At 60.2% G+C, this 26,123-nt stretch carries 31 protein-coding genes; 21 read left to right on the forward strand and 10 right to left on the reverse strand.

The genetic code is table 11. The features are described 5' to 3' along the window. Nucleotides 1-14: 14 nt before the first annotated feature. From ACYZT2_RS26985 to ACYZT2_RS27010, 6 genes are all read left to right on the forward strand, one after another. On the forward strand, nt 15-914 hold the full coding sequence (locus tag ACYZT2_RS26985) for a TonB family protein (protein WP_461968792.1): 900 nt from the start codon (nt 15-17) through the stop codon (nt 912-914). Between the two features lie 215 nt (nt 915-1,129). Beyond that, nucleotides 1,130-1,702: a YqgE/AlgH family protein gene (locus tag ACYZT2_RS26990; protein ID WP_461968794.1), complete on the forward strand. Its 573-nt coding sequence runs from the start codon at nt 1,130-1,132 to the stop codon at nt 1,700-1,702. Beyond that, nucleotides 1,702-2,139 (forward strand): Holliday junction resolvase RuvX, encoded by a 438-nt coding sequence (ruvX, locus tag ACYZT2_RS26995; protein WP_007897947.1) that lies wholly within the window; start codon nt 1,702-1,704, stop codon nt 2,137-2,139. Before ACYZT2_RS26990 ends, ruvX begins: the two co-directional genes overlap by 1 nt. A gap of 99 nt (nt 2,140-2,238) precedes the next feature. Then, nucleotides 2,239-2,742 (forward strand): bifunctional pyr operon transcriptional regulator/uracil phosphoribosyltransferase PyrR, encoded by a 504-nt coding sequence (pyrR, locus tag ACYZT2_RS27000; RefSeq protein WP_461968796.1) that lies wholly within the window; start codon nt 2,239-2,241, stop codon nt 2,740-2,742. Nucleotides 2,743-2,768: 26 nt separating this feature from the next. Next, nucleotides 2,769-3,773 (forward strand): aspartate carbamoyltransferase catalytic subunit, encoded by a 1,005-nt coding sequence (locus ACYZT2_RS27005; RefSeq protein ID WP_007897943.1) that lies wholly within the window; start codon nt 2,769-2,771, stop codon nt 3,771-3,773. Then, complete coding sequence (locus ACYZT2_RS27010) at nt 3,770-5,041, forward strand: dihydroorotase (protein WP_461968798.1); 1,272 nt, start codon at nt 3,770-3,772, stop codon at nt 5,039-5,041. Before ACYZT2_RS27005 ends, ACYZT2_RS27010 begins: the two co-directional genes overlap by 4 nt. Nucleotides 5,042-5,153: 112 nt before the next feature. Here the strand turns inward: ACYZT2_RS27010 and ACYZT2_RS27015 are convergent, their stop codons facing one another. Then, entirely contained in the window at nt 5,154-5,585 is a 432-nt protein-coding gene (locus tag ACYZT2_RS27015; RefSeq protein ID WP_461968800.1) for an NINE protein, read from the reverse strand. Nucleotides 5,586-5,835: 250 nt separating this feature from the next. Between ACYZT2_RS27015 and ACYZT2_RS27020 the strand changes: the two genes are divergently transcribed. Further along, on the forward strand, nt 5,836-6,456 hold the full coding sequence (locus tag ACYZT2_RS27020) for a C40 family peptidase (RefSeq protein WP_253546472.1): 621 nt from the start codon (nt 5,836-5,838) through the stop codon (nt 6,454-6,456). A 105-nt stretch (nt 6,457-6,561) separates the two neighbouring features. On the opposite strand, the gene ACYZT2_RS27025 is transcribed toward ACYZT2_RS27020, so the two are convergent. Continuing rightward, nucleotides 6,562-7,596, reverse strand: a complete 1,035-nt coding sequence (locus tag ACYZT2_RS27025) for a type IV pilus twitching motility protein PilT (protein WP_461968803.1) — start codon at nt 7,594-7,596, stop codon at nt 6,562-6,564. A gap of 57 nt (nt 7,597-7,653) precedes the next feature. Between ACYZT2_RS27025 and ACYZT2_RS27030 the strand changes: the two genes are divergently transcribed. The 10 genes from ACYZT2_RS27030 (at nt 7,654) to ACYZT2_RS27075 (ending at nt 14,666) form a co-directional block, all read left to right on the forward strand. Then, a complete protein-coding gene (locus ACYZT2_RS27030) occupies nt 7,654-8,364 on the forward strand; it encodes a YggS family pyridoxal phosphate-dependent enzyme (protein ID WP_461968805.1) in 711 nt (236 codons plus the stop codon). Between the two features lie 36 nt (nt 8,365-8,400). After that, entirely contained in the window at nt 8,401-9,219 is an 819-nt protein-coding gene (gene proC, locus ACYZT2_RS27035; RefSeq protein ID WP_461968807.1) for a pyrroline-5-carboxylate reductase, read from the forward strand. 24 nt (nt 9,220-9,243) lie between these two features. Next, nucleotides 9,244-9,831 carry a YggT family protein gene (locus tag ACYZT2_RS27040; RefSeq protein ID WP_367373313.1) on the forward strand — a complete coding sequence of 196 codons (588 nt, stop codon included), beginning with the start codon at nt 9,244-9,246 and terminating at the stop codon, nt 9,829-9,831. Beyond that, on the forward strand, nt 9,831-10,127 hold the full coding sequence (locus ACYZT2_RS27045; RefSeq protein ID WP_461968809.1) for a DUF167 domain-containing protein: 297 nt from the start codon (nt 9,831-9,833) through the stop codon (nt 10,125-10,127). The genes ACYZT2_RS27040 and ACYZT2_RS27045 overlap by 1 nt, the downstream gene beginning before the upstream one ends. Nucleotides 10,128-10,309: 182 nt before the next feature. Further along, complete coding sequence (gene metX, locus ACYZT2_RS27050; protein ID WP_461968811.1) at nt 10,310-11,449, forward strand: homoserine O-succinyltransferase MetX; 1,140 nt, start codon at nt 10,310-10,312, stop codon at nt 11,447-11,449. Between the two features lie 7 nt (nt 11,450-11,456). Further along, the gene (metW, locus tag ACYZT2_RS27055) at nt 11,457-12,077 is read left to right on the forward strand and encodes a methionine biosynthesis protein MetW (protein WP_461968813.1); all 621 of its coding nucleotides are present in this window, start codon (nt 11,457-11,459) and stop codon (nt 12,075-12,077) included. Between the two features lie 26 nt (nt 12,078-12,103). After that, nucleotides 12,104-12,538: a DUF4426 domain-containing protein gene (locus ACYZT2_RS27060; protein WP_461968815.1), complete on the forward strand. Its 435-nt coding sequence runs from the start codon at nt 12,104-12,106 to the stop codon at nt 12,536-12,538. Next, the gene (gene rdgB / locus ACYZT2_RS27065) at nt 12,535-13,131 is read left to right on the forward strand and encodes an RdgB/HAM1 family non-canonical purine NTP pyrophosphatase (protein ID WP_461968817.1); all 597 of its coding nucleotides are present in this window, start codon (nt 12,535-12,537) and stop codon (nt 13,129-13,131) included. Before ACYZT2_RS27060 ends, rdgB begins: the two co-directional genes overlap by 4 nt. Beyond that, nucleotides 13,128-14,333, forward strand: a complete 1,206-nt coding sequence (gene hemW, locus ACYZT2_RS27070) for a radical SAM family heme chaperone HemW (protein ID WP_448725484.1) — start codon at nt 13,128-13,130, stop codon at nt 14,331-14,333. The genes rdgB and hemW overlap by 4 nt, the downstream gene beginning before the upstream one ends. Before the next feature lie 9 nt (nt 14,334-14,342). Further along, nucleotides 14,343-14,666, forward strand: a complete 324-nt coding sequence (locus tag ACYZT2_RS27075; RefSeq protein ID WP_007897907.1) for a DUF3392 domain-containing protein — start codon at nt 14,343-14,345, stop codon at nt 14,664-14,666. Between the two features lie 132 nt (nt 14,667-14,798). Here ACYZT2_RS27075 and trmB read toward each other — a convergent pair whose 3' ends face one another. The 4 genes from trmB to ACYZT2_RS27095 all read right to left on the reverse strand — a co-directional run bounded on the left by trmB (nt 14,799) and on the right by ACYZT2_RS27095 (nt 17,149). Further along, a complete protein-coding gene (gene trmB, locus ACYZT2_RS27080; RefSeq protein ID WP_461968820.1) occupies nt 14,799-15,524 on the reverse strand; it encodes a tRNA (guanosine(46)-N7)-methyltransferase TrmB in 726 nt (241 codons plus the stop codon). A gap of 9 nt (nt 15,525-15,533) precedes the next feature. Next, entirely contained in the window at nt 15,534-16,328 is a 795-nt protein-coding gene (locus tag ACYZT2_RS27085) for a thiazole synthase (protein ID WP_461968822.1), read from the reverse strand. 63 nt (nt 16,329-16,391) lie between these two features. Continuing rightward, nucleotides 16,392-16,592: a sulfur carrier protein ThiS gene (thiS, locus tag ACYZT2_RS27090; protein ID WP_461968824.1), complete on the reverse strand. Its 201-nt coding sequence runs from the start codon at nt 16,590-16,592 to the stop codon at nt 16,392-16,394. Nucleotides 16,593-16,780: 188 nt separating this feature from the next. After that, the gene (locus ACYZT2_RS27095; protein WP_461968826.1) at nt 16,781-17,149 is read right to left on the reverse strand and encodes a DUF423 domain-containing protein; all 369 of its coding nucleotides are present in this window, start codon (nt 17,147-17,149) and stop codon (nt 16,781-16,783) included. Nucleotides 17,150-17,222: 73 nt separating this feature from the next. Here ACYZT2_RS27095 and mtgA point away from each other — a divergent pair, with 73 nt between their 5' ends. Then, a complete protein-coding gene (gene mtgA / locus ACYZT2_RS27100; protein ID WP_461968828.1) occupies nt 17,223-17,945 on the forward strand; it encodes a monofunctional biosynthetic peptidoglycan transglycosylase in 723 nt (240 codons plus the stop codon). Nucleotides 17,946-18,126: 181 nt separating this feature from the next. On the opposite strand, the gene rpoH is transcribed toward mtgA, so the two are convergent. From rpoH to ftsY, 4 genes are all read right to left on the reverse strand, one after another. Beyond that, the gene (gene rpoH / locus ACYZT2_RS27105) at nt 18,127-18,981 is read right to left on the reverse strand and encodes an RNA polymerase sigma factor RpoH (protein WP_007897890.1); all 855 of its coding nucleotides are present in this window, start codon (nt 18,979-18,981) and stop codon (nt 18,127-18,129) included. A 113-nt stretch (nt 18,982-19,094) separates the two neighbouring features. Next, the gene (ftsX, locus tag ACYZT2_RS27110; RefSeq protein WP_461968830.1) at nt 19,095-20,123 is read right to left on the reverse strand and encodes a permease-like cell division protein FtsX; all 1,029 of its coding nucleotides are present in this window, start codon (nt 20,121-20,123) and stop codon (nt 19,095-19,097) included. After that, entirely contained in the window at nt 20,120-20,791 is a 672-nt protein-coding gene (ftsE, locus tag ACYZT2_RS27115; protein ID WP_105340799.1) for a cell division ATP-binding protein FtsE, read from the reverse strand. Before ftsE ends, ftsX begins: the two co-directional genes overlap by 4 nt. Then, complete coding sequence (gene ftsY, locus ACYZT2_RS27120; RefSeq protein WP_461968833.1) at nt 20,788-22,332, reverse strand: signal recognition particle-docking protein FtsY; 1,545 nt, start codon at nt 22,330-22,332, stop codon at nt 20,788-20,790. Before ftsY ends, ftsE begins: the two co-directional genes overlap by 4 nt. Nucleotides 22,333-22,675: 343 nt before the next feature. Between ftsY and ACYZT2_RS27125 the strand changes: the two genes are divergently transcribed. The 3 genes from ACYZT2_RS27125 to rsmD are packed head-to-tail and all read left to right on the forward strand — an operon-like array spanning nt 22,676 to nt 26,122. Further along, nucleotides 22,676-24,031: a M16 family metallopeptidase gene (locus tag ACYZT2_RS27125; protein WP_461968835.1), complete on the forward strand. Its 1,356-nt coding sequence runs from the start codon at nt 22,676-22,678 to the stop codon at nt 24,029-24,031. Continuing rightward, nucleotides 24,024-25,514: a M16 family metallopeptidase gene (locus ACYZT2_RS27130; RefSeq protein ID WP_461968837.1), complete on the forward strand. Its 1,491-nt coding sequence runs from the start codon at nt 24,024-24,026 to the stop codon at nt 25,512-25,514. The genes ACYZT2_RS27125 and ACYZT2_RS27130 overlap by 8 nt, the downstream gene beginning before the upstream one ends. Then, entirely contained in the window at nt 25,514-26,122 is a 609-nt protein-coding gene (rsmD, locus tag ACYZT2_RS27135; protein WP_461968839.1) for a 16S rRNA (guanine(966)-N(2))-methyltransferase RsmD, read from the forward strand. The genes ACYZT2_RS27130 and rsmD overlap by 1 nt, the downstream gene beginning before the upstream one ends. Nucleotide 26,123: the final 1 nt, after the last annotated feature.

Genomic DNA, 26,123 nt, shown 5'->3' on the forward strand with positions numbered 1-26,123 from the left:
TTGGTTTTCTTGTTATGACACTCCCGTCCGATCTGCCCCCTGAACTCGCCCACCGTGGCGTGCGTCCGGCTGATCGCCTCGGTTTTACCCTGTTTCTCGCGGCGCTGATTCACCTGGCCTTGCTGTTGGGCGTTGGCTTTTCCATGGTCGAACCCAAGCAAATCAGTAAAACCCTGGAAATTACGCTCGCCACTTTCAAAAGCGAGAAGAAGCCTGAGAAAGCTGATTTTCTCGCCCAGGAAAATCAGGAAGGCAGCGGCACCCTGGAGAAAAAGGCGATTCCCAAGACCACCGAGGTCGCGCCATTCCAGGACAACAAGGTGCAGCAAGTCACCCCACCGCCGGCGGCCAAGCCTCAAGTGCAGGAAGCCGCGCCCAAGGCGTCTGTGACCACCGTCGCGTCGAAGCCGAAAAAAGCCGCAACCAAGACTGAAGAACCCAAGCCCCTGACCAAACCCCAAGTGGCGGCACCGACGTTCGACAGCGCGCAGCTGTCCAGCGACATCGCCAGCCTGGAAGCGGAACTGGCCAGCGAACAACAGCTGTACGCCAAGCGTCCGCGCATCCACCGCTTGAGCGCCGCATCGACCATGCGCGACAAGGGTGCCTGGTACAAAGATGAATGGCGCAAGAAGGTCGAGCGCATCGGCAACCTCAACTACCCCGACGAGGCCCGGCGCAAACAGATTTACGGCAATTTGCGACTGGTGGTCTCGATCAACCGCGACGGCTCGTTGTATGAAGTGCTGGTGCTGGAATCTTCCGGCCAGCCGCTGCTGGATCAGGCGGCGCAACGCATCGTAAGGCTCGCGGCGCCGTTTGCGCCGTTTACCGGGGATCTGTCAGACATCGACCGTCTGGAAATCATCCGTACCTGGAAGTTTGCGCGTGGGGACCGGTTGTCCAGTAATTGACCGATTGATTTGTGGTGATTGAGCCGACGCCTTCGCGGGCAAGCCTCGCTCCTACAGGTTTGGTATGCACCACAAAAATGGCGCATGACCTGTAGGAGCGAGGCTTGCCCGCGAAGAGGCCCTCAAGCAAAACCCCATCAAAAAGACATTCACGCAAGCATTTCCTGTGCATCCTCGGCTTGTCAGTTCGCCCCTCCAACGCCACACTAGCGCTCATGAAGAACGTCAGCCCCAGCTACCTCAAGCATCACTTCCTGATCGCCATGCCTCATATGGCCGACCCGAACTTTGCGCACACCTTGACCTACATCGTCGAGCACACGGCCAATGGTGCCATGGGGCTGGTGGTCAACCGCCCGCAGGACCTGAACCTGGCCGATATCCTCGAGCAATTGCGCCCCGATATCGAACCGCCCGTACTCTGCCAGCACGTGCCAATCTTTATCGGTGGCCCGGTGCAAACCGATCGCGGTTTTGTCCTGCACCCATCGGGAAAAACCTATCAGGCGACCGTTGATCTGGAAGGCGAGTTGTCCCTGTCGACCTCCCAGGACGTGCTGTTCGCCATCGCTGACGGCGTCGGCCCCGCGAAAAGCCTGATCACCCTCGGCTACGCCGGTTGGGAAGCCGGGCAATTGGAAGCCGAGCTGGCCGACAACGCCTGGCTGACCTGCCCGTTCGATGCCGACATCCTGTTCAACACCAGCAGCGAATTACGTCTTGAAGCGGCGGCCAAGCACCTGGGCGTCAATCTCAGCCTGCTCACCAGCCAGGCGGGGCACGCCTGATGGCCCTGCGGTTGATTTTGGGTTTCGACTATGGCACCAAACAGATCGGCGTTGCGGTCGGCCAGGTGATTACCGGTCAGGCCCGCGAGCTGTGCACCTTGAAGGCGCAAAACGGTATTCCCGACTGGAATCAGGTCGAAGCCCTGATTAAAGAGTGGAAACCCGACGCTGTGGTGGTCGGCCTGCCGCTGAACATGGATGGCACACCGAGCGATATGTGCCTGCGGGCCGAGAAATTCGCCCGACGCCTGAACGGCCGCTACAACCTGCCCTTCTATACGCATGACGAGCGCCTGACCACTTTCGAGGCCAAGGGCGAACGCCTGGTGCGGGGCGGCCAGAAAGGCAGTTACCGCGATAACCCGGTCGATGCCATCGCCGCCGCCCTGCTGCTGCAAGGCTGGCTCGACGAAAACACCGCACTGTTCGAATCCTGACCGCACCTGATTCTGAAGAGCCGCTGCGGCGTCTCCCTTAGCTACAACCCGAGCCACCACTCAAGCTGCATTCGGCTCGGGACAAAGAAGGAGCAAACCATGAGCCTGCCCAATCCCGCCGAACTGATCAGCCAGATGGCGATCCGTCTTGACTCTTATCTGGCCAAACGGGGCATCAGCGAACCGCGCTATATCGGCATTCGGAGCGGTGGCGTCTGGGTCGCGCAGGCGTTGCTCGATGAATTGGGCAGCGATTCGCCCTTGGGCACCCTGGACGTTTCGTTCTACCGCGACGACTTCAGCCAGAACGGCCTGCACCCACAAGTACGCCCATCGGCGCTGCCGTTCGAGATCGAAGGCCAGCACCTGGTGCTGATCGATGACGTGCTGATGAGCGGTCGGACTATCCGCGCCGCCCTCAATGAGCTGTTCGACTACGGTCGCCCGGCCAGTGTGACGCTGGTATGCCTGCTGGACCTGGACGCCGGTGAGCTGCCGATCCGCCCGAACGTGGTTGGCGCGACCCTGTCGCTGGCGGCCCACGAACGAGTAAAACTGTCCGGCCCGGAACTCAAGCTCGAACTGCAAGACCTCGCCCTTTAATTTGCCCTATTGAGAGTCCCCTCGCGATGACGCCTCTAGAAACCAAGCGCCCGCTGCAGCTCAATGATCAGGGCCAGCTGCGCCACTTCCTCTCGCTCGACGGTTTGCGCCGCGAGCTGCTGACGGAAATCCTCGACACCGCCGACTCGTTCCTCGAAGTCGGCGCCCGGGCGGTGAAGAAAGTCCCGTTGCTGCGCGGCAAGACCGTGTGCAACGTGTTCTTCGAGAACTCCACCCGCACCCGCACCACCTTCGAACTGGCGGCCCAGCGGCTGTCGGCGGACGTGATCACCCTGAACGTGTCCACGTCGTCGGCGAGCAAGGGCGAAACCCTGCTCGACACCCTGCGCAACCTGGAAGCCATGGCCGCCGACATGTTCGTTGTGCGTCACGGTGATTCCGGCGCGGCGCACTTCATCGCCGAGCATGTCTGCCCGCAAGTGGCGATTATCAATGGCGGCGACGGCCGTCACGCCCACCCGACCCAGGGCATGCTCGACATGCTCACGATTCGTCGGCACAAGGGCGGCTTCGAAAACCTTTCGGTGGCCATTGTCGGCGACATCCTGCACTCGCGGGTAGCGCGCTCGAACATGCTGGCCCTGAAAACCCTCGGCTGCCCGGACATCCGCGTGATCGCGCCGAAAACCCTGCTGCCTATCGGCATCGAGCAGTACGGCGTGAAGGTCTACACCGACATGACCGAAGGCCTGAAAGACGTCGACGTGGTGATCATGCTGCGTCTGCAGCGTGAACGCATGACTGGCGGCTTGCTGCCGAGCGAAGGCGAGTTCTACCGCCTGTTCGGCCTGACCACCGCGCGCCTGGCCGGGGCCAAACCGGATTGCATCGTCATGCACCCGGGGCCGATCAACCGTGGAGTGGAAATTGAGTCGGCGGTGGCCGACGGTCCGCACTCGGTGATTCTCAATCAGGTGACCTACGGCATCGCGATTCGTATGGCCGTGCTGTCCATGGCCATGAGCGGGCAAACAGCCCAGCGCCAATTCGAGCAGGAGAACGCCCAGTGAAGCTCAGCATTCTCGGCGCACGCGTTATCGATCCGGCCAGTGGCCTGGATCAAGTGACTGATATCCACGTTGAAGCCTGCAAGATCGTCGCCCTCGGCGCCGCTCCGGCCGGTTTCGTTGCATTAGACACCATCGACGCCAAAGGTCTGATTGCCGCCCCCGGCCTGGTTGACCTGAACGTCGCCCTGCGCGAGCCGGGCTACAGCCGCAAAGGCTCGATCGCCAGCGAAACCCGCGCCGCCGCTGCCGGTGGCGTGACCAGCCTGTGCTGCCCACCGAAAACCAGACCGGTGCTGGACACCTCGGCTGTGGCCGAACTGATCCTCGACCGCGCTCGCGAAGCCGGCAACACCAAAGTCTTCCCGATCGGCGCTCTGAGCAAAGGTCTGGATGGCGAGCAGCTGGCCGAACTGGTCGCCTTGCGCGATGCCGGCTGCGTGGCCTTCGGCAACGGTCTGGAGAGTTTCCGCAACACCCGCACCCTGTGCCGGGCACTGGAATACGCGGCGACGTTCGACCTGACGGTGATTTTCAATTCGCAGGACCATGATCTGGCCGAAGGTGGCTTGGCCCATGAAGGCCCGACTGCGAGTTTCCTCGGTTTGCCGGGCATTCCGGAAACCGCTGAAACCGTGGCCCTGGCCCGGGATCTGCTGCTGGTCGAGCAAAGCGGCGTGCGTGCGCACTTCAGCCAGCTCACCAGCGCCCGCGGTGTGGCGCTGATCGCCCAGGCCCAAGCCCGTGGCCTGAAGGTCACGGCGGACGTGGCGTTGTATCAGCTGATTCTCACCGACGAAGCGTTGATCGACTTCAACAGCCTTTACCACGTCCAGCCGCCACTGCGCACCCGCGCCGACCGCGACGGCCTGCGGGCAGCGGTGAAATCCGGTGTGGTGTCAGCCATTTCCAGCCATCACCAGCCCCATGAACGCGATGCCAAACTGGCGCCGTTCGGTGCCACCGAACCAGGCATCAGCAGTGTTGAACTGCTGCTGCCGCTGGCGATGACCTTGGTGGAAGACGGTTTGCTGGATCTGCCAACGCTGCTCGCACGCTTGGGCGCCGGTCCTGCCGAAGCGTTGCGTTTACCAGCAGGAAAATTGGCGGTAGGCGGCCCAGCGGACATCGTGCTATTCGATCCGGCAGCCTCGACCGTGGCCGGTGAGACCTGGCTGTCCAAGGGCGAAAACTGCCCGTTCATTGGTCATAGCTTGCCGGGAGTGGTGCGTTACACACTGGTGGATGGACGGATCAGCCACCAGGTGTAAAACCGCGTTGCCTGCATTCGCGAGCAAGCCCGCTCCCACATGAGATTTCGGTCGTACACAAATTCTGTGTTCGCTGAAGGTCAAATGTGGGAGCGGGCTTGCTCGCGAAGGCTTATTGGAAGGCGCCTCTATTCTGCGCGTTGCGAATCGACACTTGGTCATTCAACGTCCAGAAGTCATACAACACCCCCAGAAAGAACAACCCGCCTGTCACCAGGTACAGCAACCCGCTGATCCACTTCCCCTGATACATCCGATGCACACCGAATACCCCGAGAAACGTCAGCAGAATCCACGCAACGTTGTATTCGATGGGCCCGGGGGTAAAACGCAAGTCCGCTTCACGATCCATGGCCGGGATCAGAAACAGGTCGATCAACCAGCCGATACCCAGCAAACCGAAGGTAAAAAACCAGATCGTCCCGGTCACCGGCTTGCCGTAATAGAAGCGGTGAGCCCCGGTAAAACCAAAAATCCACAACAGGTAACCAATCACTTTGCTGTGTGTATCTTGCTCTGAAACGGGGTGTCGATAGGTGTTCATGAATGACCTCGATTCACACGATAGAGAAATATGCTTGAATTCTTTGTGACTTTTTTACAGGCGGCCGACATACGGCAAATGCTACCTTCATTTCTGTCAAAGTCTTGTAATACCTGACTTTTTGTCCAACAACCGCGTCAGCTTTGCGCTTATTTAGTTCCGTGGCACGACGTTTGAATCGACCAATGGCCTCGGAAGGGCGAAAAAAGCTGTTATAAAGTTGCGCGTTCACCCATATGAGCCTTGCCTAATGCGTCCATTTTTCAAGACATGGCTAACCATTTGCCTATTATTGCCCCTGGCCGCCCACGCCACCAATCGTGAGCAACGCCTTCCCAACGTCAATGGTTACACCCCGAAATCTCATGTTTCCGCTCCATCGAGCAAAAACAAACAGACTGTAAAACGCTCTCCTCAACTGAGCAGCGCCAACCGCAAGCTGATCCCGCCGATGGCGACCAAAGAAAGCAGCAACGTGTTGAGCCGCGCGGTAAACGTGCTCGGTACGCCTTATCGTTGGGGCGGCAGCAGCCCAAGTAAAGGGTTCGATTGTAGTGGGCTGGTAAAATACGCGTTCAACGACGCCACGTTTGACCTGCCACGTACCTCCAACGCCATGGCCAGCGGTCATGGCGAGAAGGTCGATCGCAACGATCTGAAGCCAGGCGACCTGATTTTCTTCAAACTCAAGAGCCGCCGGGTCAATCATGTTGCCATTTACCTGGGCAACGACCGCTTCATCCACGCGCCGCGCCGTGGCAAGTCGGTGAGCATCGACACCCTGAAGAAACCGTACTGGGAAAGCCACTACGTGGTTGCCAAGCGGGTTCTGCCGAAAGAACAGAATGCATTGCGGGTTGTTCAGCGCTGATTTAAAGCAAGATCAAAAGATCGCAGCCTGCGGCAGCTCCTACATGGAAACGCGTATTCCTGTGTAGGAGCTGCCGAAGGCTGCGATCTTTGCTTTTAAAGGCACTCAGAAGTTATCCGGCGACCGCGCCTTCTCCCGCGCATGCTCGCGGCTGATCACGCCCTTGGTCACCAGCTCCTTCAGGTTCATATCCAGCGTCTGCATCCCCAGCGACCCTCCGGTCTGAATCGACGAGTACATCTGCGCCACCTTGTCTTCGCGGATCAGGTTACGGATCGCCGCGGTGCCGAGCATGATTTCGTGGGCGGCAACTCGCCCGCCGCCGATTTTCTTGATCAATGTCTGCGACACCACCGCCAGCAACGACTCGGAGAGCATCGAGCGCACCATCGATTTCTCGTCGCCCGGAAACACGTCCACGACCCGGTCGATGGTTTTCGCCGCCGACGTGGTGTGCAGCGTGCCAAACACCAAGTGACCGGTCTCGGCGGCAGTCAAAGCCAGCCGAATAGTCTCCAGATCACGCATCTCCCCCACCAGAATTACATCCGGGTCTTCGCGCAGGGCCGAGCGCAGCGCCGTGGCGAAGCTGCGGGTATCGCGATGGACTTCGCGCTGATTGATCAGGCATTTGCGCGATTCGTGGACGAACTCGATGGGGTCTTCAATGGTGAGGATGTGGTGATGGCGATGGTTGTTCAGGTAATCGATCATCGCCGCCAGCGTGGTGGACTTGCCCGAACCGGTCGGGCCGGTCACCAGCACCAGCCCCCGGGGCGCTTCGGTAATCTTGCGAAATACTTCCCCCATGCCCAAGTCGTCCATGCTCAGAACCTTGGACGGAATGGTCCGAAATACCGCGCCAGCACCACGATTCTGGTTGAAGGCATTGACCCGAAAACGCGCCACGCCAGGCACTTCGAAGGAAAAGTCGGTTTCAAGATGCTTCTCGAAGTCCACCCGCTGGAGGTCGTTCATGATGTCGTAGATCAGCTCATGCACTTCCTTGTGGTCCAGGGCCGGCAGGTTGATGCGTCGCACATCGCCGTCGACACGGATCATCGGTGGCAGGCCGGCGGACAGGTGCAGGTCAGACGCGCCTTGTTTGGCGCTGAAAGCCAGCAGCTCAGTGATATCCATAGCGCTCCTCAATTCCAGTAGAATGCCGCGAACCTCAGACCCGCTGGCGCCTCTTGAATGTCCACGATAGCAGACAACATCACTCAGGTTAGTTCACGCATCGGTGCTGCCGCCCTCGCCGCCGGGCGCGACGAGCACAGCATCCAGCTGCTGGCCGTGAGCAAGACCAAGCCCGCCGAGGCCTTGCGCGAAGCCTATACCGCCGGGGTCCGCGACTTTGGTGAAAACTACCTGCAGGAAGCCTTGAGCAAACAACTCGAATTGGCCGACTTGCCCTTGATCTGGCATTTCATCGGCCCCATTCAATCGAACAAGACTCGCGCTATCGCCGAGCATTTCGACTGGGTGCATTCCGTGGATCGCTTGAAAATCGCACAACGCCTGTCCGAACAACGTCCTGCCGATTTGCCTCCATTGAACATTTGCATCCAGGTCAACGTCAGCGGTGAAGCCAGCAAGTCCGGCTGCACCCCGGCCGACCTGCCCGCCCTGGCCGATGCCATCAGCGCTCTACCGCATCTGAAATTGCGCGGGCTGATGGCGATTCCCGAGCCGACTGAAGATCGCGCCGCCCAAGACGCAGCCTTTGCTGCCGTGCGCGACTTAATCAAAAGCATGCAAGCCAGCCTGAACCTGCCACTCGACACACTTTCCATGGGCATGAGCCACGACCTTGAGTCGGCCATTGCTATGGGCGCCACTTGGGTCCGCATCGGCACCGCTCTGTTCGGCGCCCGTGGCTCTCCACAAATGCATAGCCGGCCTTGAATATGGCCGACTCACCTCTCTCTATAAGGACCTGACATGAGCAAGACTCGTATTGCCTTTATTGGAGCCGGCAACATGGCCGCCAGCCTGATCGGCGGCCTGCGCGCCAAAGGTCTGGACGCCGCGCAGATCCGCGCCAGCGACCCCGGTGAAGAAACCCGTGCCCGCGTGAGCGCCGAACACGGCATCGAAGTGTTTGCCGACAACGCCGACGCCATTCAGGGCGTGGACGTGATCGTGCTGGCGGTCAAACCCCAGGCGATGAAAGCCGTTTGCGAAGCCATTCACCCGAGCCTCAAGCCGAATCAACTGGTGGTCTCGATTGCAGCCGGCATCACCTGCGCCAGCATGAACAACTGGCTTGGCGCCCAGCCCATCGTGCGCTGCATGCCTAACACCCCGGCGCTGCTGCGTCAGGGCGTGAGCGGTTTGTTCGCCACCAGCGAAGTGAGCACCGAACAACGCCAGCAAGCTGAAGAGCTGCTGTCGGCGGTTGGCATTGCCCTGTGGCTGAACGAAGAACAGCAACTGGACGCGGTCACCGCCGTTTCCGGCTCAGGCCCTGCGTATTTCTTCCTGCTGATCGAAGCCATGACCGCTGCAGGCGTAAAGCTCGGCCTGCCAGCGGACATCGCCGCACAACTGACCGTGCAAACCGCTTTGGGCGCTGCACACATGGCGGTCGCCAGTGATGTCGACGCGGCTGAACTGCGTCGCCGCGTGACGTCGCCTGCGGGCACCACCGAAGCGGCGATCAAGTCGTTCCAGGCCGGCGGCTTCGAAGCCCTGGTAGAAAAAGCACTCGGCGCCGCTGCGCACCGCTCGGCCGAGATGGCTGAGCAACTCGGTCGCTAATCAGCTCTTACAAAGGAATCAATGATGCTCGGACTCAATGACGCTGCCATTTTTGTGATTCAAACCCTGAGCAGCCTGTATCTGCTGATCGTGCTGCTGCGCTTCATCCTGCAACTGGTGCGAGCGAACTTCTACAACCCGCTCTGCCAGTTCGCCGTGAAAGCCACTCAACCGCTGCTCAAGCCGTTGCGTCGGGTTATCCCGAGCATGTTCGGGCTGGACATGTCGTCGCTGGTTTTGGCGCTGATCGTGCAAATGGCGCTGTACGCGGTCATTCTGCTGCTCAGTGGCTACGAGGTCGACGTGCTGTTTCTGGCGCCGTGGGCATTGATTGGTATCTTCGCGCTGTTTTTGAAGATCCTGTTCTGGGCGATGATCATCAGTGTGATTCTGTCCTGGGTTGCTCCGGGCAGCCACAACCCGGGCGCAGAACTGGTCCAGCAGATCACTGAACCGGTACTCGCGCCGTTCCGCCGGATCGTGCCGAACCTGGGTGGCCTCGACATCTCGCCGATCTTCGCGTTTATCGCGCTGCAGTTGTTGCAAAGCTGGCTGATTCCACGCCTTGCGTACTACGCCCTCATGCCGAAGGAACTGTTCGGCCTGATCTGATGAGCTACTTTCGCTGGGACGGTGATGATCTGATTCTGGAATGTCACCTGCAACCTGCGGCCCGCAGCGATGATTTCTGCGGGCTGCATGGCGATCGCCTGAAGATCCGCCTGACCGCACCGCCCGTTGAAGGCAAGGCCAATGCGTACCTGATGGCGTTTCTGGCCAAGACGTTCGGGGTTTCCAAGCGTCAGTTGAGTTTGATCAGCGGGGAGCTGAACCGGCAGAAACGGGTGCGGATCTGTTCGCCGAAGAAGCTGCCGGATTTGCCGGATCTGGTGCGACAGCCTGGCTGACCGTGTCATCGTTCATCGCGAGCAGGCTCGCTCCCACATTGGAATGCGTTCCCCTGTGGGAGCGAGCCTGCTCGCGATTGCCGCGCCTCGGTCTACCTGGGAAAAAATCAGGCCCGGCCTTTGCTTGCCGCTAGCCACAGCGGTCTTTAGACTTACGCCTCATTTCAATGAGAGCAGGGTCGATGCCAGCTGCCTTCCCCCCCGATTCTGTTGGTCTGGTGACGCCGCAAGTGGCGCACTTCAGTGAACCCCTGGCCTTGGCCTGCGGACGTTCGCTGCCCGCTTATGACCTGATCTACGAAACCTACGGCACGCTGAACGCTACGGCGAGCAATGCCGTGCTGATCTGCCACGCCTTGTCCGGTCACCATCACGCTGCCGGCTTCCACAGCCCCGACGACCGCAAACCCGGTTGGTGGGACAGCTGCATCGGCCCCGGCAAGCCGATCGATACCAACAAGTTCTTCGTGGTCAGCCTGAATAATCTCGGCGGGTGCAACGGTTCCACCGGCCCCAGCAGCATCAATCCGGAAACCGGCAAGCCATTCGGCGCCGATTTCCCGGTACTGACCGTGGAAGACTGGGTCCACAGCCAGGCGCGTCTCGCTGATCTGCTCGGCATCCGCCAATGGGCGGCGGTGATCGGCGGCAGCCTCGGCGGCATGCAGGCCTTGCAGTGGACCATCACCTACCCGGACCGCGTGCGGCACTGCCTGGCGATTGCCTCGGCACCGAAACTGTCGGCGCAGAACATCGCGTTCAACGAAGTCGCACGTCAGGCGATCCTCACCGACCCGGAGTTCCATGGCGGTTCGTTCCAGGAAGCGGGCGTGATCCCCAAGCGCGGGCTGATGCTGGCGCGGATGGTCGGGCACATCACGTACCTGTCCGACGACTCCATGGGCGAGAAATTCGGTCGCGGCCTCAAGAGCGAAAAGCTCAACTACGACTTCCACAGTGTCGAGTTCCAGGTCGAAAGCTACCTGCGCTATCAGGGCGAGGAGTTTTCCGGGCGTTTCGACGCCAACACCTACCTGCTGATGACCAAGGCACTGGACTACTTCGACCCGGCGGCAAACTTCGACGATGACTTGGCGAAAACCTTCGCCAATGCCCAGGCCAGGTTCTGCGTGATGTCCTTCACTACCGACTGGCGCTTCTCCCCTGCCCGCTCGCGGGAGCTGGTGGACGCGCTGATGGCGGCCAGGAAAGACGTCTGCTACCTGGAGATCGACGCTCCGCAAGGCCATGATGCCTTCCTGATCCCGATCCCGCGTTATTTGCAGGCCTTCAGCAATTACATGAACCGTATAGCGCTTTGAGGAAGACATGAGAGCCGATCTGGAAATCATCCAGGAATGGATCCCCGCCGGCAGCCGCGTGCTCGACCTCGGTTGCGGTGACGGCGAGTTGCTGACCTGGCTGCGTAACCACAAACAGGTCACCGGCTATGGCCTGGAAAACGACCCGGACAACATTGCCGAGTGCGTGGCCAAGGGCATCAACGTCATCGAGCAGGACCTGGACAAGGGCCTGGGCAACTTTGCCAGCAACAGCTTCGACATCGTGGTCATGACCCAGGCCCTGCAAGCTGTGCACTACCCGGACAGGATCCTCGATGAAATGCTGCGGGTCGGTCGCCAGTGCATCATCACCTTCCCCAACTTCGGTCACTGGCGCTGCCGCTGGTACCTGGCAAGCAAGGGCCGGATGCCGGTTTCGGAGTTTCTGCCGTACACCTGGTACAACACGCCGAACATTCACTTCTGCACCTTCGAAGACTTTGAAGCACTGTGTCGCGAACGTGAAGCCAAGGTCATTGATCGGCTTGCCGTGGATCAACAGCACCGGCATGGGTGGGCCAGTAAGCTATGGCCTAATCTGTTAGGTGAGATCGGCATCTACCGCGTCAGCAGCCCCGGTCTGCCGGACCACAAGGTCGCGGTCTGAATCACGACACTTCGAGGAGAACGATCATGGGTCGTCTAGCACTGTTTTTACTTACTGCCTGCCTGAGCGTCACCGCCATGGCCGCCGACGTCATCAAGGGCGAGCGCAAGGAAACCTTTGGCGACGTGACGGTGCATTACAACACCTTCAATTCCACTTTCCTGACACCGGATATCGCCAAGGCGGCCGAGCTGAACCGCAGCAAGAATCAGGGCGTGATCAACGTCTCGGTACTCAAGGAAGGTAAACCACAGACGGCTCAGGTCAGCGGCACGGTCAAAGACCTGACCAGCCAAAGCATCCCGCTGAAGTTCAAACAGATCACTGAAACAGGCGCGGTCTACTACATCGCCCAGTTCCCGGTGGATCAGCAGGAAATCCGCACCTTCAAGATCGATGTTAAAACCGGCGACAAAACCAACACCATCAATTTCCAGCAAGAGCTTTTCCCCGGCCAATGATGAATTTCACGCAACTCGTACTGGCCAGCCATAACGCCGGCAAGCTCAAGGAACTCCAGGCCATGCTCGGCGAATCGGTGCATTTGCGCTCGATCGGCGAGTTCAGCAGCGTCGAGCCTGAAGAAACCGGCCTGTCGTTCGTCGAGAACGCCATTCTCAAGGCCCGCAATGCCTCGCGCATTTCCGGTCTGCCGGCCTTGGCCGACGATTCGGGGCTGGCGGTGGATTTCCTCGGCGGTGCGCCGGGTATCTATTCGGCCCGTTACGCTGACGGCAAGGGTGATGCGGCGAACAACGCCAAACTGCTCGACGTTTTGAAAGATGTGCCTGAAGCCGAGCGCGGCGCACAATTCGTCTGTGTGCTGGCGCTGGTGCGTCATGCCGACGATCCGTTGCCGATCCTCTGCGAAGGCCTGTGGCATGGGCGCATCCTGACCGAGGCCAGCGGCGAGCACGGTTTTGGCTACGATCCGCTGTTCTGGGTGCCGGAGCGCAATTGTTCCAGCGCCGAGTTGAGCCCGAGCGACAAGAACCTCATCAGTCACCGCGCCCGTGCAATGGATCTGCTGCGCCAGCGTCTGGGCCTGAAATGACCCATGACTCGTCCGCGTCGCCGCTGATCTTCGGCGGCGCCGCACAATCGCCTCGAGCGGCCCTGCCCGTGCTGCCGCCCCTGGCGTTGTACATCCACATCCCGTGGTGTGTACGCAAATGCCCTTATTGCGACTTCAACTCCCACACCGCCAGCCCCGTGTTGCCGGAAGAAGAATATGTCGACGCCTTGCTGGCCGACCTCGATCAGGACCTGCATGCGGTCTATGGCCGCGAGCTGAGCTCGATCTTCTTCGGTGGCGGCACGCCGAGCCTGTTCAGTGCCGAGGCTTTGGGCCGTTTGCTCAAGGGTGTCGAGCAACGTATTCCGTTTGCCAGCGACATCGAAATCACCCTGGAAGCCAACCCCGGAACGTTCGAGCAGGAGAAATTCCGCGCCTACCGGGCGCTGGGCATCAATCGCCTGTCGATCGGCATCCAGAGTTTTCAGGAAGAGAAGCTCAAGGCCCTGGGACGGATTCACAATGGTGATGAAGCCGTGCGAGCCGCCGGCATGGCCCGTCAGGCCGGCTTCGACAACTTCAATCTGGACCTGATGCACGGTTTGCCCGATCAATCCCTGGACGACGCCCTGAACGACCTGCGCCAGGCCATTGCCCTGAAGCCGACCCACCTGTCCTGGTATCAGCTGACGCTGGAACCGAACACGGTGTTCTGGAACCAGCCGCCGACGCTGCCGGAAGACGATACCCTGTGGGATATTCAGGAGGCCGGTCAGGCGCTGTTGGCCGAACACGGTTACGCGCAATACGAAGTTTCGGCCTATGCCCAGCCCGGTCGTCCGGCGCGGCATAACCTCAATTACTGGAGTTTCGGCGACTTCATCGGCATCGGCGCCGGAGCCCACGGCAAGCTCAGTCACCCGGACGGGCGCATTGTGCGCACATGGAAGACTCGCCTGCCGAAGGACTACCTCAACCCGGCCAAAAGCTTTCAGGCCGGCGAGAAAGCCCTGACCAACGAAGAGCTGCCGTTCGAGTTCCTGATGAACGCCTTGCGCCTGACCGAGGGCGTCGAAGCGCGGTTGTATCCAGAGCGCACCGGGCTGCCCCTGGAAAGCCTCGCCGAAGGCCGTCGCGAGGCCGAACAAAGTGGCTTGTTGCAGGTCGAACCGTCACGTCTGGCGGCCACGCTGCGCGGACAACTCTTTCTCAATGACTTGCTGCAGAATTTTCTGACATAAGGAAATCGAATGGATCTGGTACTCGACCTGCTCGCCACCGTGTCCCGCTGGAGCCGTAGCAACCTGTCGGAAATCTCTCTGGCGCTGGTGGGCTGTTTGCTGGTGCTGTTTGGCGCCGACATCAAAGGCTGGGTCGACCAACGCCTGGGCAGCATCGCCGGCGCCTTGCGCGTCCCGCTGATGGCCTTGCTGTGCATGGTCGGCAGCGGCGTGGCGCTGATCTATGCAACGCCATGGATCATCAAAGGCCTGAGCCAGTTCAACAACTACAGCCTGGCGCCGGTGTTGTTGGTGGTGCTGGTGCTCATTGGCGTCGTCGCCGATCGCCGCTGATCCCAGAACAGCACACAAAACAACTGTGGGAGCGAGCCTGCTCGCGATGAGGGCCTGACATTCAACATCTTCGTTGACTGTCAGACCGCTATCGCGAGCAGGCTCGCTCCCACAGTTTTTACAGCGTTGTACTTAAGCCTGTTTTTCGAACTTCAGATCCCACACGCCATGCCCAAGACGTTCGCCACGGCGTTCGAACTTGGTGATCGGGCGCTCGGCCGGGCGCGGGACGCATTTGCCGTCTTCGGCGAGGTTGCGATAGCCCGGGGCGACGCTCATCACTTCCAGCATGTACTCGGCGTACGGTTCCCAGTCGGTGGCCATGTGCAACACACCGCCGACCTTCAACTTGCTGCGCACCAGCTCGGCGAACGATGCCTGAACGATACGACGCTTGTGGTGACGGCTCTTGTGCCACGGGTCCGGGAAAAACAGCATCAGGCGATCGAGGCTGTTGTCGGCGATGCAACGGTTGAGCACTTCGATCGCATCGCAATCGTAGACGCGCAGGTTGGTCAGGCCCTGAGTCAACACGCCATTGAGCAGCGCGCCGACACCCGGACGGTGAACCTCAACGCCAATGAAATCCTGCTCCGGCGAGGCCGCGGCCATCTCCAGCAGCGAATGGCCCATGCCGAAGCCGATTTCCAGGGAACGCGGCGCCGAACGGCCGAACACCTGATCAAAATCCACCGGCGCATCAGCCAGCGGCAGTACGAACAGCGGCGTACCTTGGTCCAGACCGCGCTGTTGGCCTTCGGTCATGCGCCCGGCGCGCATCACGAAACTCTTGATGCGGCGGTGTTGGCGCTCTTCGCCTTCTTCCGTCTGGATAGGCGTGTCGTTTGATTCAGTCATCAATGGCTCTTACTTGATCAGACCATCCAGCGGCGAGGAGGCGCTGGCATAGAGTTTTTTCGGCATGCGGCCGGCGAGGTAGGCCAGACGGCCCGCGACAATGGCGTGTTTCATGGCTTCGGCCATCATGATCGGCTGCTGGGCGTTGGCGATGGCCGAGTTCATCAGCACCGCTTCACAGCCCAGTTCCATGGCGATGGTGGCGTCAGAGGCAGTACCGACACCGGCATCCACCAGCACCGGAATTTTCGCTTCTTCCAGGATGATCTGCAGGTTGTACGGGTTGCAGATCCCCAGGCCGGTGCCGATCAGCCCGGCCAGCGGCATCACCGCGATGCAGCCGATTTCCGCCAGTTGACGGGCAATGATCGGGTCATCGCTGGTGTACACCATTACGTCGAAGCCTTCCTTGACCAGCACTTCGGCGGCCTTGAGGGTTTCGATCACGTTAGGGAACAGGGTTTTCTGATCCGCCAGCACTTCCAACTTCACCAGGTTGTGACCGTCGAGCAGCTCACGGGCCAGGCGGCAAGTGCGCACGGCTTCGATGGCGTCGTAGCAACCGGCAGTGTTCGGCAGGAAGGTGTAGCGATCCGGCGACAGGACTTCGAGCAGGTTCGGTTCGCCCGGGTTCTGGCCGAGGTTGGTGCGGCGCACGGCGAAGGTGACGATCTCGGCACCCGAGGCTTCGATGGCCAGGCGGGTTTCTTCCATGTCACGGTACTTGCCGGTGCCTACCAGCAAACGCGACTGGTAAGTACGACCGGCCAGGACGAAAGGCTTGTCGCTACGAACGATGCTCATGGGAAATCCTCTGTAGGGGTGAGGTTCTTGCAGAATAATTCTGTGGCCGGTCGGGCCGGAGGGCTAGCCGCCGCCGATGGCGTGCACCACTTCGACCGAATCGCCGTCGTTCAGCGTGGTTTCTGCATGCTGGCTGCGCGGGACGATATCCAGATTGAGCTCGACCGCCACCCGGCGCCCGGTCAATTCCAGACGGGTCAGCAGGGCCGCAACGGTTTCGCCGTCGGGCAGTTCTAGGGAATCGCCGTTCAATTGAATGCGCATACCGAATGCCGCCATCTTTTTTAGGGGCTGGCATTCTAGCCCGATCAGACTTGGCGACCCAAGCCATTCGTCTTGAAACACGGTCCCGTAGGAGCGAGCGGTGCGGCGATCCGACTTGCCCGCGAAGGCATGGTGTCAGTCAACGAAGAAGGTGACTGATACGACGCCTTCGCGGGCAAGCCTCGCTCCTACAGCCGCCAAGCGGCAAGCCCCAGGCAAACCCAGCCGACCAGGAATGCCAGGCCACCGAAGGGCGTAACGATCCCGAGCTTGCTGATACCCGTTATCGTCAGCAGGTACAGGCTGCCGGAAAACAACAGAATGCCAATAGCAAATGATGCGCCGGCCCATGTAATCAGTCGACCGGGAATTTGCGTGGCGAGCAGCGCTACGCCCAGCAACGCCAGGGTGTGCACCAGTTGATAGGTGACGCCCGTATGGAAAATCGCCAGGTACTCGGCGCTCAGGCGGCTTTTCAGGCCATGGGCGGCGAATGCGCCCAAGGCAACACCGGTGAAGCCGAAAAAAGCAACCAGCATCAGGAAGCCACGCAACATGAGAACTCCAGTCAGACTCGATCAACAGGGTCTGTATAATGGCCGGCTCAACGGGTTCGGCCAAGCCATCTCTATGCTGCAGTTAATTTTCCGTCGTTTCACGAAGGCCCTGCTCTGGTTCGCGGGCGGCAGCGTATTGCTGGTGTTGCTGTTTCGGGTGGTGCCGCCACCGGGAACGGCGCTGATGGTCGAGCGCAAGATCGAATCCTGGATCGATGGCGAGCCCATAGACCTGCAACGCACCTGGAAACCCTGGGATGAAATCTCCGACGACCTGAAAGTCGCAGTGATTGCCGGTGAGGATCAGATGTTTCCCGAGCATTGGGGCTTTGATATCGGCGCGATTCAGGCGGCGTTTGCGCATAACGAACGCGGCGGCTCGATTCGTGGCGCCAGCACCCTGAGCCAGCAAGTGTCGAAGAACCTGTTTCTGTGGTCTGGCCGCAGCTGGCTGCGCAAGGGCCTGGAAGCCTGGTTTACCGGGCTGATCGAGGTGTTGTGGCCCAAGCAACGGATTCTTGAGGTGTACCTCAACAGCGTCGAGTGGGACGAAGGCGTGTTTGGCGCCGAAGCGGCGGCCCGGCATCACTTTGGTGTGGGCGCTCGTTCGCTGTCCCGGCAGCAGGCGAGTCTGCTGGCCGCGGTACTGCCGAACCCGCGGGTGTGGAGTGCCAGCCATCCAACGAACTACGTTGCACGGCGGGCGGGCTGGATTCGGCAGCAGATGAGTCAGTTGGGCGGGGACAGTTATCTGCTCGGGCTCAACGATTCGCGCCGGGCACCTTGGTCTCAATAACTTGACGCAAATCCTGTAGGAGCGAGGCTTGCCCGCGAAGGCGGTGCGTCATTCAGCAATGATGTGTCTGACACACCGCCTTCGCGGGCAAGCCTCGCTCCTACAGGGGTTCGGTGCAAGCGGTCACCAACAAAAACGCCCCGATCAATGATCGGGGCGTTTTTTATTACCGGCGCGCAGGTTAGGCGGCAATCGACAACTTGAGTTTGTTCATCGCGCTCTTCTCAAGCTGACGAATACGCTCGGCCGACACGTTGTACTTCTGCGCCAGGTCGTGCAGCGTGGCTTTTTCTTCTGCCAGCCAGCGCTGGTAGAGGATGTCGCGGCTGCGGTCGTCCAGCACTTCAAGCGCTTCGTGCAGGTTATGGTTGGAGTTGTCGCTCCAGTCGGCGTCTTCCAGTTGACGGGCCGGATCGTACCGGTGGTCTTCCAGATAGTTGGCCGGCGACTGGAATGCACTGTCGTCGTCCGCTTCCGCGGCCGGGTCGAAAGCCATGTCATGGCCGGTCAGGCGACTTTCCATCTCGCGCACTTCCCGCGGCTCTACGCCGAGGCTTTCCGCCACGCGATGGACTTCCTCGTTGTTCAGCCAGGCCAGACGTTTCTTCTGGCTGCGCAGATTGAAGAACAGCTTGCGCTGAGCCTTGGTGGTCGCGACTTTCACGATCCGCCAGTTGCGCAGGATGAACTCGTGGATTTCCGCCTTGATCCAGTGCACTGCGAAGGACACCAGACGTACACCCATTTCCGGGTTGAAACGCTTGACCGCTTTCATCAGGCCGACGTTGCCTTCCTGGATCAGGTCAGCCTGGGCCAGGCCGTAGCCGGAATAGCTACGGGCAATGTGTACGACAAAACGCAGGTGGGCGAGCACCATCTGCCGAGCCGCCCCCAAATCCTGCTCATAATAGAGACTCTCGGCCAGTTCACGCTCCTGCTCCGGCGTCAGCAATGGAATGCTGTTCACCGTGTGCACATAGGCCTCCAGGTTCGCACCCGGGACCAGAGCATATGCAGGTTGCAAAGAATTGGTCATACGAAAAAACCTCCGACTTACATAACTCGTGCAGTTCAGCACTGCGAAAATTGACCGGAAACCAAAAGACAAGTTCCCATAAACGCTGAAAGGTCAATACGAGCAAAATGATATTACTTTGGCGCAAGCTCCCGCAGGTGGCGTGCGACTGCAATCCATGCACCGATATACCCCAACAGCACCGCGCCAAGCAAGAGCGATAGACCGTCGGCAACTGGCACTCCGGCCAGCGCAAAATCACTGCCGTACAAACCGGCCAGTCCAACTACCGCGTCGTTCAGCCAGTTCAGGCCGAACGCCAATACACCCCAGGAAAGAATCCCCGCACCGAAGCCATAAAGCGCGCCCATATACAGAAAGGGCCTGCGCACATAGCTGTCCGTGCCGCCGACGAGTTTAATCACTTCTATCTCTGTGCGGCGGTTTTCAATATGAAGACGAATGGTATTGCCTATCACCAAAAGTAATGCAGAAACCAAAAGCACGGTCAGACCGAAGACAAATCGGTCGCCCAGCTTGAGGATGGCTGCCAGACGCTCGACCCAGACTAGATCAAGTTGCGCCTGTTGTACCTTCGGCAATTCGGAAAGTTTTTGTCTCAATGCTTCAAGCGCAGGCTTGTCGACCTTGTCCGGGGTCACCAGGACCACCCCCGGCAGCGGGTTTTCCGCAAGTTCCTTAAGCGCTTCGCCCAGGCCGGACTGCTGCTGAAACTCTTCCAGCGCCTGATCGCGACCTACGTATTCGGCCTCGGCCACGCCTGGCATGCCCTTGATCTGCTCACGCAACGACTCGCCCTGCTCAGGGCTGGCGTCGAGTTGCAGGTACAGGGAAATCTGCGCCGCACGCTGCCAGGAACCGCCGAGACGCTCGACATTACTTAGCAAAAGTGACAGGCCCATTGGCAGGCTGAGGGCAACCGCCATCACCATGCAGGTGAAAAAACTACCGATCGGGTGTTTGCCCAAGCGGCGCAAGCTGTCCAGCAAACTCGCGCGATGGCTTTCGACCCAGGCGCGGCACAGCGTGGCGAAATCCGGGCCATCGTCATCGTCGCGCTTTTTCTTCTGCGGCTGCGGTTGCGGATCGGCGGCCTTCGGGGCCACGCGCTCGGAAACCTTGGGGCTACGTGTTGCACTCATACGCCAGCCTCCCCGTCGCCGATCAATCGGCCACGCTGCAGGGTGAGCATGCGATGACGCATGCGGGCAATCAGTGCCAGGTCGTGACTGGCGATCAGCACGCTGGTGCCCAGACGGTTGATGTCTTCGAACACGCCCATGATTTCTGCTGCCAGACGCGGGTCGAGGTTACCGGTGGGTTCGTCCGCCAGCAGCAAGGCCGGACGGTGAACGATGGCGCGAGCGATGCCGACGCGTTGTTGCTGACCGGTGGACAGGTCGCCGGGGTAGAGATCGGTTTTGTCCGAGAGCGCCACACGCTCCAGGGCCGAGTCCACACGCTTGGCGACTTCGGCCTTGGACAGGCCAAGGATCTGCAGCGGCAACGCGACGTTGTTGAACACCGTGCGATCGAACAGCAACTGGTGGTTCTGGAACACCACGCCGATCTGCCGGCGCAGGAACGGAATCTGCGCATTGCTGATAGTGCCCAGGTCTTGCCCTGCCAGCAGCAATTTGCCGGTGGTCGGACGTTCCATGGCCAGCAACAGCCGCAACAAAGTGCTTTTACCAGCGCCGGAATGGCCGGTGACAAACAAGAATTCGCCCCGACGGACTCGGAAGCTCAGCTCATGCAAGCCGACGTGACCATTCGGGTAGCGCTTACCGACCTGCTCGAAACGAATCATGAACGCTCCCGCTCGGCAAATAATGCCTGGACAAAGGGTTCTGCTTCAAAAGTACGCAAATCGTCGATGCCTTCGCCGACGCCGATGTAACGAATCGGCAAGCCAAACTGCTTGGCCAGGGCGAAAATCACCCCGCCCTTGGCGGTGCCGTCGAGTTTGGTCAGCGCCAGGCCGGTCAGTTCGACGGTCTGGTTGAATTGCTTGGCCTGGTTGATGGCGTTCTGGCCGGTGCCGGCGTCGAGCACCAACAGCACCTCGTGCGGCGCATCGGCGTCGAGCTTGCCGATCACCCGGCGAACCTTTTTCAGCTCTTCCATCAGGTTGTCTTTGGTGTGCAAACGACCCGCGGTGTCGGCGATCAGCACGTCAATGCCACGGGCCTTGGCGGCCTGCACGGCATCGAAGATGACCGAGGCCGAGTCGGCGCCGGTGTGCTGGGCGATGACCGGAATCTTGTTGCGCTCACCCCAGACCTGCAATTGCTCGACCGCTGCGGCGCGGAAGGTATCACCGGCGGCGAGCATGACTTTCTTGCCTTCCAGTTGCAGTTTCTTCGCCAGTTTGCCGATGGTGGTGGTCTTGCCGGCGCCGTTGACGCCCACCACCAGAATCACGAACGGCTTGTTCTGCGAGGTGATTTTCAGCGGCTGCTCGACCGGTTTGAGCATCGCTGCCAGTTCGGCTTGCAGGGATTTGTACAACGCATCGGCATCGGCCAGTTCTTTGCGGGCGACTTTCTGAGTCAGGCGCTGAATGATCACCGAGGTCGCTTCGACGCCGACATCGGCAGTCAGCAGGCGGGTTTCGATGTCTTCGAGCAACTCGTCATCGATGATTTTCTTGCCGAGGAACAGGCTGGCCATGCCCTCGCCAATGCTGGCGCTGGTCTTGGACAGGCCTTGCTTGAGACGGGCGAAGAAGCCGGCTTTGGACTCTTCGGTGTGCACCGGCTCGACCGGAGTTTCCACTGGAGCAACAGGCGTGGCGACAACAGGAACGATGACCGGTGCAGGTGCAGGTGCAGGTGCAGGTGCAGGAGCTTGAACGACCGGAGCAACCGGAGCAGGAGCAACAAATACCGGCACTTCAGGTTCTGGAGTAACCGGCGCAGGCTCGGCCACGAACACAGGCTCAACGACTGGCTCAACCATTGGCGCCTGAACCGGCTCAGGAGCAAACGCAGTCGGGGCCGGAATCGGCGGCGTGAAGTGCGCTGCTTGCTCATCTTTGACCAATGCCACCGGCTCTTCCGCCACCGGCAACGTCAGCCACGGCTCAGCGGCTGGTGTCAGCGGCAACGGGGCCACGACTACGGTTTCAGGTTCAGGCGCAGGCTCGGCCACGGATTGCAGCACCGACTCGGCGATCGGCAGGGCAATCGGCGCGGGCACTTCTTCCATGACCGGCGCCGGTGTTGGCTCAGGAAGTGGTTGTGGCTGTTCGACAACGGGTTCCTGCGGCTTTTTGCGCAGCCATCCGAACAGGCTTTTCTTCTCGCCAGCCGCAGCTGGGGTCTTCTTGTCGTCGTTGGAACCAAACATGGAGGACGGCTATCTCACGGTAGCGACGCGCCAAAGGGCGCCTCGGCAATAAATAATTCGCTGCAGAACAGACTGCGATTCATCCAGCTTGTTCACGCGCAACATTTTGTCGAGGTGCCAACGGCATCTCAAAGAAACGATTTCACGAAGGACTAGATTGGCAAAATCGGCGAAAAAGCAGAGTTTAGCTGCTAAACACATGCCTTCCGTCGCAAACCTATACAGCCTGATCAAACACAAAGGCCTGATAGGCGTGGCCGCCAGTAAAACGGATCAGTATCCTAGCACCCTCTCGCCCGCCGACGCTAAGACCAAGCGGGCAGCCCCAAAGGTTTAAAAACGAATGAATGCTCTAGCCCGCCGCGCCGCAGGCCTGCTGTTCAGCACAGTTTGTCTGCCACTTTCAGCCCTGGCTGCCGATCCACAACCCACCCACGAATTCACCCTCGACAACGGTCTGAAGGTCGTCGTGCGCGAAGACCATCGTGCGCCGGTCGTCGTTTCCCAAGTCTGGTACAAGGTCGGCTCAAGCTATGAGACACCCGGCCAGACCGGGCTGTCCCACGCGCTGGAACACATGATGTTCAAGGGCAGCGAGAAGGTCGGTCCCGGCGAAGCGTCGCTGATCCTGCGCGACCTCGGTGCCGAAGAGAACGCCTTCACCAGCGACGACTTCACCGCGTATTACCAAGTGCTGGCCCGTGACCGTCTGGGCGTGGCCTTCGAGCTGGAAGCCGACCGCATGGCCAACCTGCGCTTGCCGGCCGAAGAGTTCACCCGCGAGATTGAGGTGATCAAGGAAGAACGTCGCCTGCGCACCGACGACAAGCCGATGTCCAAGGCCTACGAACGTTTTATGGCCATGGCCTACCCCGCCAGCGGTTATCACACGCCGACCATCGGCTGGATGGCGGACCTCGACCGCATGAAGATCGAAGAACTGCGCCACTGGTATCAATCCTGGTATGTGCCGAACAACGCTACCCTGGTAGTGGTCGGTGACGTGACCCCGGACGAGGTCAAAACCTTGGCTCAGCGTTACTTCGGCCCGATCGCCAGGCGCGACGTGCCATCAGCGAAAATCCCGCTGGAACTGGCCGAGCCCGGCGAGCGAAAGATCACCCTGCATGTGCAGACCCAATTGCCGAGCCTGATGCTGGCCTTCAACGTACCGAGCATCGCCACCGCCGAAGACAAGCGTTCGGTGAACGCTCTGCGCCTGATCTCCGCACTGCTCGACGGCGGCTACAGCGGCCGGATCCCGACGCAACTGGAACGCGGCGAAGAGCTGGTGTCCGGCGGTTCATCGAGTTACGACGCCTACACCCGTGGCGACAGTCTGTTCACTTTGTCGGCCACGCCGAACACTCAGAAGAAGAAAACCATGGCCCAGGCAGAGGCCGGCCTGTGGAAACTGCTTGAACAGCTGAAAACCACCGCGCCGTCCACTGAAGAGCTGGAGCGCGTGCGGGCTCAGGTCATTGCCGGTCTGGTCTACGAGCGTGACTCGATCACCAGCCAGGCCACCGCCATCGGCCAACTGGAAACGGTCGGGTTGTCCTGGAAACTGATGGACACCGAACTCGCCGAACTGGAAAGCGTGACCCCGCAAGACATCCAGAAGGCCGCCAAGCTGTATTTCACCCGCGCACGTCTCAGCGTCGCCCATGTACTGCCCGAGGAGACGACTCATGAGTGAGCGTAAAAAACCGCGTCTGGCCCTGATCGGCCTGATCGTCATTGCATTGCTCGGCTCCGCCGCCTTCTATTTCTCCAAGTCTGACGAAACCAGCGCCAGCGAAGCCCTCGACAAAGCCAAGGCGAGCCAGAAGCTGCAATCGTTGGCAGAACTCGACGGCAAGGCCCCAAGCCATCGCTCGCTGAACGTGCAAACCTGGAACACCGCCGAAGGCGCCAAAGTGCTGTTCGTCGAAGCCCGTGAGCTGCCGATGTTCGATATGCGCCTGATCTTCGCCGCCGGCAGCAGCCAGGATGGCGATGCATCCGGCCTGGCCCTGCTGACCAACGCCATGCTCAATGAAGGTGTGGCCGGCAAAGACGTCAGCGCCATCGCCCAAGGCTTCGAAGGTCTGGGGGCCGATTTCGGCAACGGCGCCTATAAAGACATGGCGATTGCCTCGCTGCGCAGCCTCAGTGCCGCGGACAAACGCGAGCCTGCCTTGAAGCTGTTCGCTGAAGTCGTCGGCAAACCGACCTTCCCCGCCGACTCGTTTGCACGCATCAAGAACCAGATGCTGGCCGGCTTCGAATACCAGAAACAGAACCCCGGCAAACTCGCCAGCCTGGAGCTGATGAACCGCTTGTATGGCGATCACCCGTACGCGCATTCCAGCGACGGTACGGCGAAAAGCATTCCACCGATCACCCTGGCGCAGTTGCGGGCTTTCCATCAGAAAGCCTACGCCGCCGGTAACGTGGTGATTGCGCTGGTGGGCGATTTGTCGCGCGCCGAGGCCGAGGCGGTTGCCTCACAAGTGTCCGCCGATCTGCCCAAAGGGCCGGCGCTGGCAAAAATCGAACAGCCGAGCGACCCCAAGTCCAGCATCGGCCACATCGAGTTTCCGTCCAAGCAAACCAACCTGATGATCGCGCAACTGGGCATCGACCGTGACGATCCGGATTATGCAGCGTTGTCGCTGGGCAATCAGATCCTTGGCGGCGGTGGCTTCGGCACCCGGTTGATGAGCGAAGTGCGCGAGAAGCGCGGCCTGGCTTATGGCGTGTATTCGGGTTTCAGCCCGATGCAGGTCCGCGGCCCGTTCATGATCAACTTGCAAACCCGCGCCGAGATGAGCGAAGGCACGCTGAAACTGGTGCAGGACGTGCTCGCCGACTACCTTAAAACCGGCCCCACCGAGAAAGAACTCGACGACGCCAAGCGTGAACTGGCCGGCAGCTTTCCGCTGTCCACTGCCAGCAACGCCGATATCGTCGGGCAGCTCGGCGCCATGGGTTTTTACAACTTGCCGCTGACCTACCTGGAAGACTTCATGCAGCAGTCCCAGAGCCTGACCGTCGAGCAAGTCAAAGCCGCATTGAACAAACACCTGAGCACGGACAAACTGGTCATCGTCAGCGCTGGCCCGACCGTGCCACAAAAGCCGTTGCCGGCCCCATCTGACAAACCTGCCGAGCAACCGCTCGGGGTTCCGGAGCATTAATGGCCCATCCAAAAAAACCTGTTCACAACGTGCATAACGGCGTGAATCAACTGCGCATCATCGGCGGCGAATGGGGCAGCCGAAAGCTGAGCTTCCCCGATGCGCCAGGCTTGCGCCCAACGCCGGACCGAGTCCGTGAAACCCTGTTCAACTGGCTCGCGCCTTATGTCGTCGGGGCCAAGGTGCTCGACCCATTTGCCGGTAGCGGCGCATTGTTTCTCGAGGCTTTGTCCCGTGGCGCGGCAATGGGGCAGGCGCTGGATGCCAGCAACATCGCGGTAGCCAGCATCAAGGAACATCTGGGCACCCTGCGCTGCACGACTGGCCAGGTACAGACGGCCGACGCCTTGCGCTACCTGGAAACCCAGCCGGCCACAGCGTTCGATCTGGTGTTTCTCGACCCGCCATTCAATCAGAACCTGTTGCCTGTCGTTTGCACTTTGCTCGAAGAGCGTCAGTGGCTGAGTGACGATGCGTGGGTCTACACTGAAAGCGAAACGGCACCGTCGATATTGGGTTTGCCAGAAAATTGGCGCCTGCATCGGGAGCAAAAATCAGGACGGGTGTACTACGCGTTATGGCAACGTATGGCAGGGATGGCCGGTTAGT

Source organism: Pseudomonas sp. MDT1-85, assembly GCF_054898065.1.

Excerpts from the sequence above, each read along its gene's own strand:
- ftsY (WP_461968833.1), bottom strand. The coding sequence starts at position 22,332 with ATGTTTGGTTCCAACGACGACAAGAAGACCCCAGCTGCGGCTGGCGAG.
- ACYZT2_RS27075 (WP_007897907.1), top strand. The coding sequence starts at position 14,343 with ATGGATCTGGTACTCGACCTGCTCGCCACCGTGTCCCGCTGGAGCCGT.
- ACYZT2_RS26985 (WP_461968792.1), top strand. The coding sequence starts at position 15 with ATGACACTCCCGTCCGATCTGCCCCCTGAACTCGCCCACCGTGGCGTG.
- metX (WP_461968811.1), top strand. The coding sequence starts at position 10,310 with ATGCCAGCTGCCTTCCCCCCCGATTCTGTTGGTCTGGTGACGCCGCAA.
- ftsX (WP_461968830.1), bottom strand. The coding sequence starts at position 20,123 with ATGAGTGCAACACGTAGCCCCAAGGTTTCCGAGCGCGTGGCCCCGAAG.
- ruvX (WP_007897947.1), top strand. The coding sequence starts at position 1,702 with ATGGCCCTGCGGTTGATTTTGGGTTTCGACTATGGCACCAAACAGATC.
- ACYZT2_RS27095 (WP_461968826.1), bottom strand. The coding sequence starts at position 17,149 with ATGTTGCGTGGCTTCCTGATGCTGGTTGCTTTTTTCGGCTTCACCGGT.
- mtgA (WP_461968828.1), top strand. The coding sequence starts at position 17,223 with ATGCTGCAGTTAATTTTCCGTCGTTTCACGAAGGCCCTGCTCTGGTTC.
- hemW (WP_448725484.1), top strand. The coding sequence starts at position 13,128 with ATGACCCATGACTCGTCCGCGTCGCCGCTGATCTTCGGCGGCGCCGCA.
- ACYZT2_RS27060 (WP_461968815.1), top strand. The coding sequence starts at position 12,104 with ATGGGTCGTCTAGCACTGTTTTTACTTACTGCCTGCCTGAGCGTCACC.
- proC (WP_461968807.1), top strand. The coding sequence starts at position 8,401 with ATGAGCAAGACTCGTATTGCCTTTATTGGAGCCGGCAACATGGCCGCC.
- ACYZT2_RS27125 (WP_461968835.1), top strand. The coding sequence starts at position 22,676 with ATGAATGCTCTAGCCCGCCGCGCCGCAGGCCTGCTGTTCAGCACAGTT.
- ACYZT2_RS27130 (WP_461968837.1), top strand. The coding sequence starts at position 24,024 with ATGAGTGAGCGTAAAAAACCGCGTCTGGCCCTGATCGGCCTGATCGTC.
- thiS (WP_461968824.1), bottom strand. The coding sequence starts at position 16,592 with ATGCGCATTCAATTGAACGGCGATTCCCTAGAACTGCCCGACGGCGAA.
- rpoH (WP_007897890.1), bottom strand. The coding sequence starts at position 18,981 with ATGACCAATTCTTTGCAACCTGCATATGCTCTGGTCCCGGGTGCGAAC.
- trmB (WP_461968820.1), bottom strand. The coding sequence starts at position 15,524 with ATGACTGAATCAAACGACACGCCTATCCAGACGGAAGAAGGCGAAGAG.
- ACYZT2_RS27045 (WP_461968809.1), top strand. The coding sequence starts at position 9,831 with ATGAGCTACTTTCGCTGGGACGGTGATGATCTGATTCTGGAATGTCAC.
- rsmD (WP_461968839.1), top strand. The coding sequence starts at position 25,514 with ATGGCCCATCCAAAAAAACCTGTTCACAACGTGCATAACGGCGTGAAT.
- metW (WP_461968813.1), top strand. The coding sequence starts at position 11,457 with ATGAGAGCCGATCTGGAAATCATCCAGGAATGGATCCCCGCCGGCAGC.
- rdgB (WP_461968817.1), top strand. The coding sequence starts at position 12,535 with ATGATGAATTTCACGCAACTCGTACTGGCCAGCCATAACGCCGGCAAG.
- ACYZT2_RS27005 (WP_007897943.1), top strand. The coding sequence starts at position 2,769 with ATGACGCCTCTAGAAACCAAGCGCCCGCTGCAGCTCAATGATCAGGGC.
- ACYZT2_RS27085 (WP_461968822.1), bottom strand. The coding sequence starts at position 16,328 with ATGAGCATCGTTCGTAGCGACAAGCCTTTCGTCCTGGCCGGTCGTACT.
- ACYZT2_RS27025 (WP_461968803.1), bottom strand. The coding sequence starts at position 7,596 with ATGGATATCACTGAGCTGCTGGCTTTCAGCGCCAAACAAGGCGCGTCT.
- ACYZT2_RS27020 (WP_253546472.1), top strand. The coding sequence starts at position 5,836 with ATGCGTCCATTTTTCAAGACATGGCTAACCATTTGCCTATTATTGCCC.
- ACYZT2_RS27040 (WP_367373313.1), top strand. The coding sequence starts at position 9,244 with ATGCTCGGACTCAATGACGCTGCCATTTTTGTGATTCAAACCCTGAGC.
- ftsE (WP_105340799.1), bottom strand. The coding sequence starts at position 20,791 with ATGATTCGTTTCGAGCAGGTCGGTAAGCGCTACCCGAATGGTCACGTC.
- ACYZT2_RS27030 (WP_461968805.1), top strand. The coding sequence starts at position 7,654 with ATGTCCACGATAGCAGACAACATCACTCAGGTTAGTTCACGCATCGGT.
- pyrR (WP_461968796.1), top strand. The coding sequence starts at position 2,239 with ATGAGCCTGCCCAATCCCGCCGAACTGATCAGCCAGATGGCGATCCGT.
- ACYZT2_RS26990 (WP_461968794.1), top strand. The coding sequence starts at position 1,130 with ATGAAGAACGTCAGCCCCAGCTACCTCAAGCATCACTTCCTGATCGCC.
- ACYZT2_RS27015 (WP_461968800.1), bottom strand. The coding sequence starts at position 5,585 with ATGAACACCTATCGACACCCCGTTTCAGAGCAAGATACACACAGCAAA.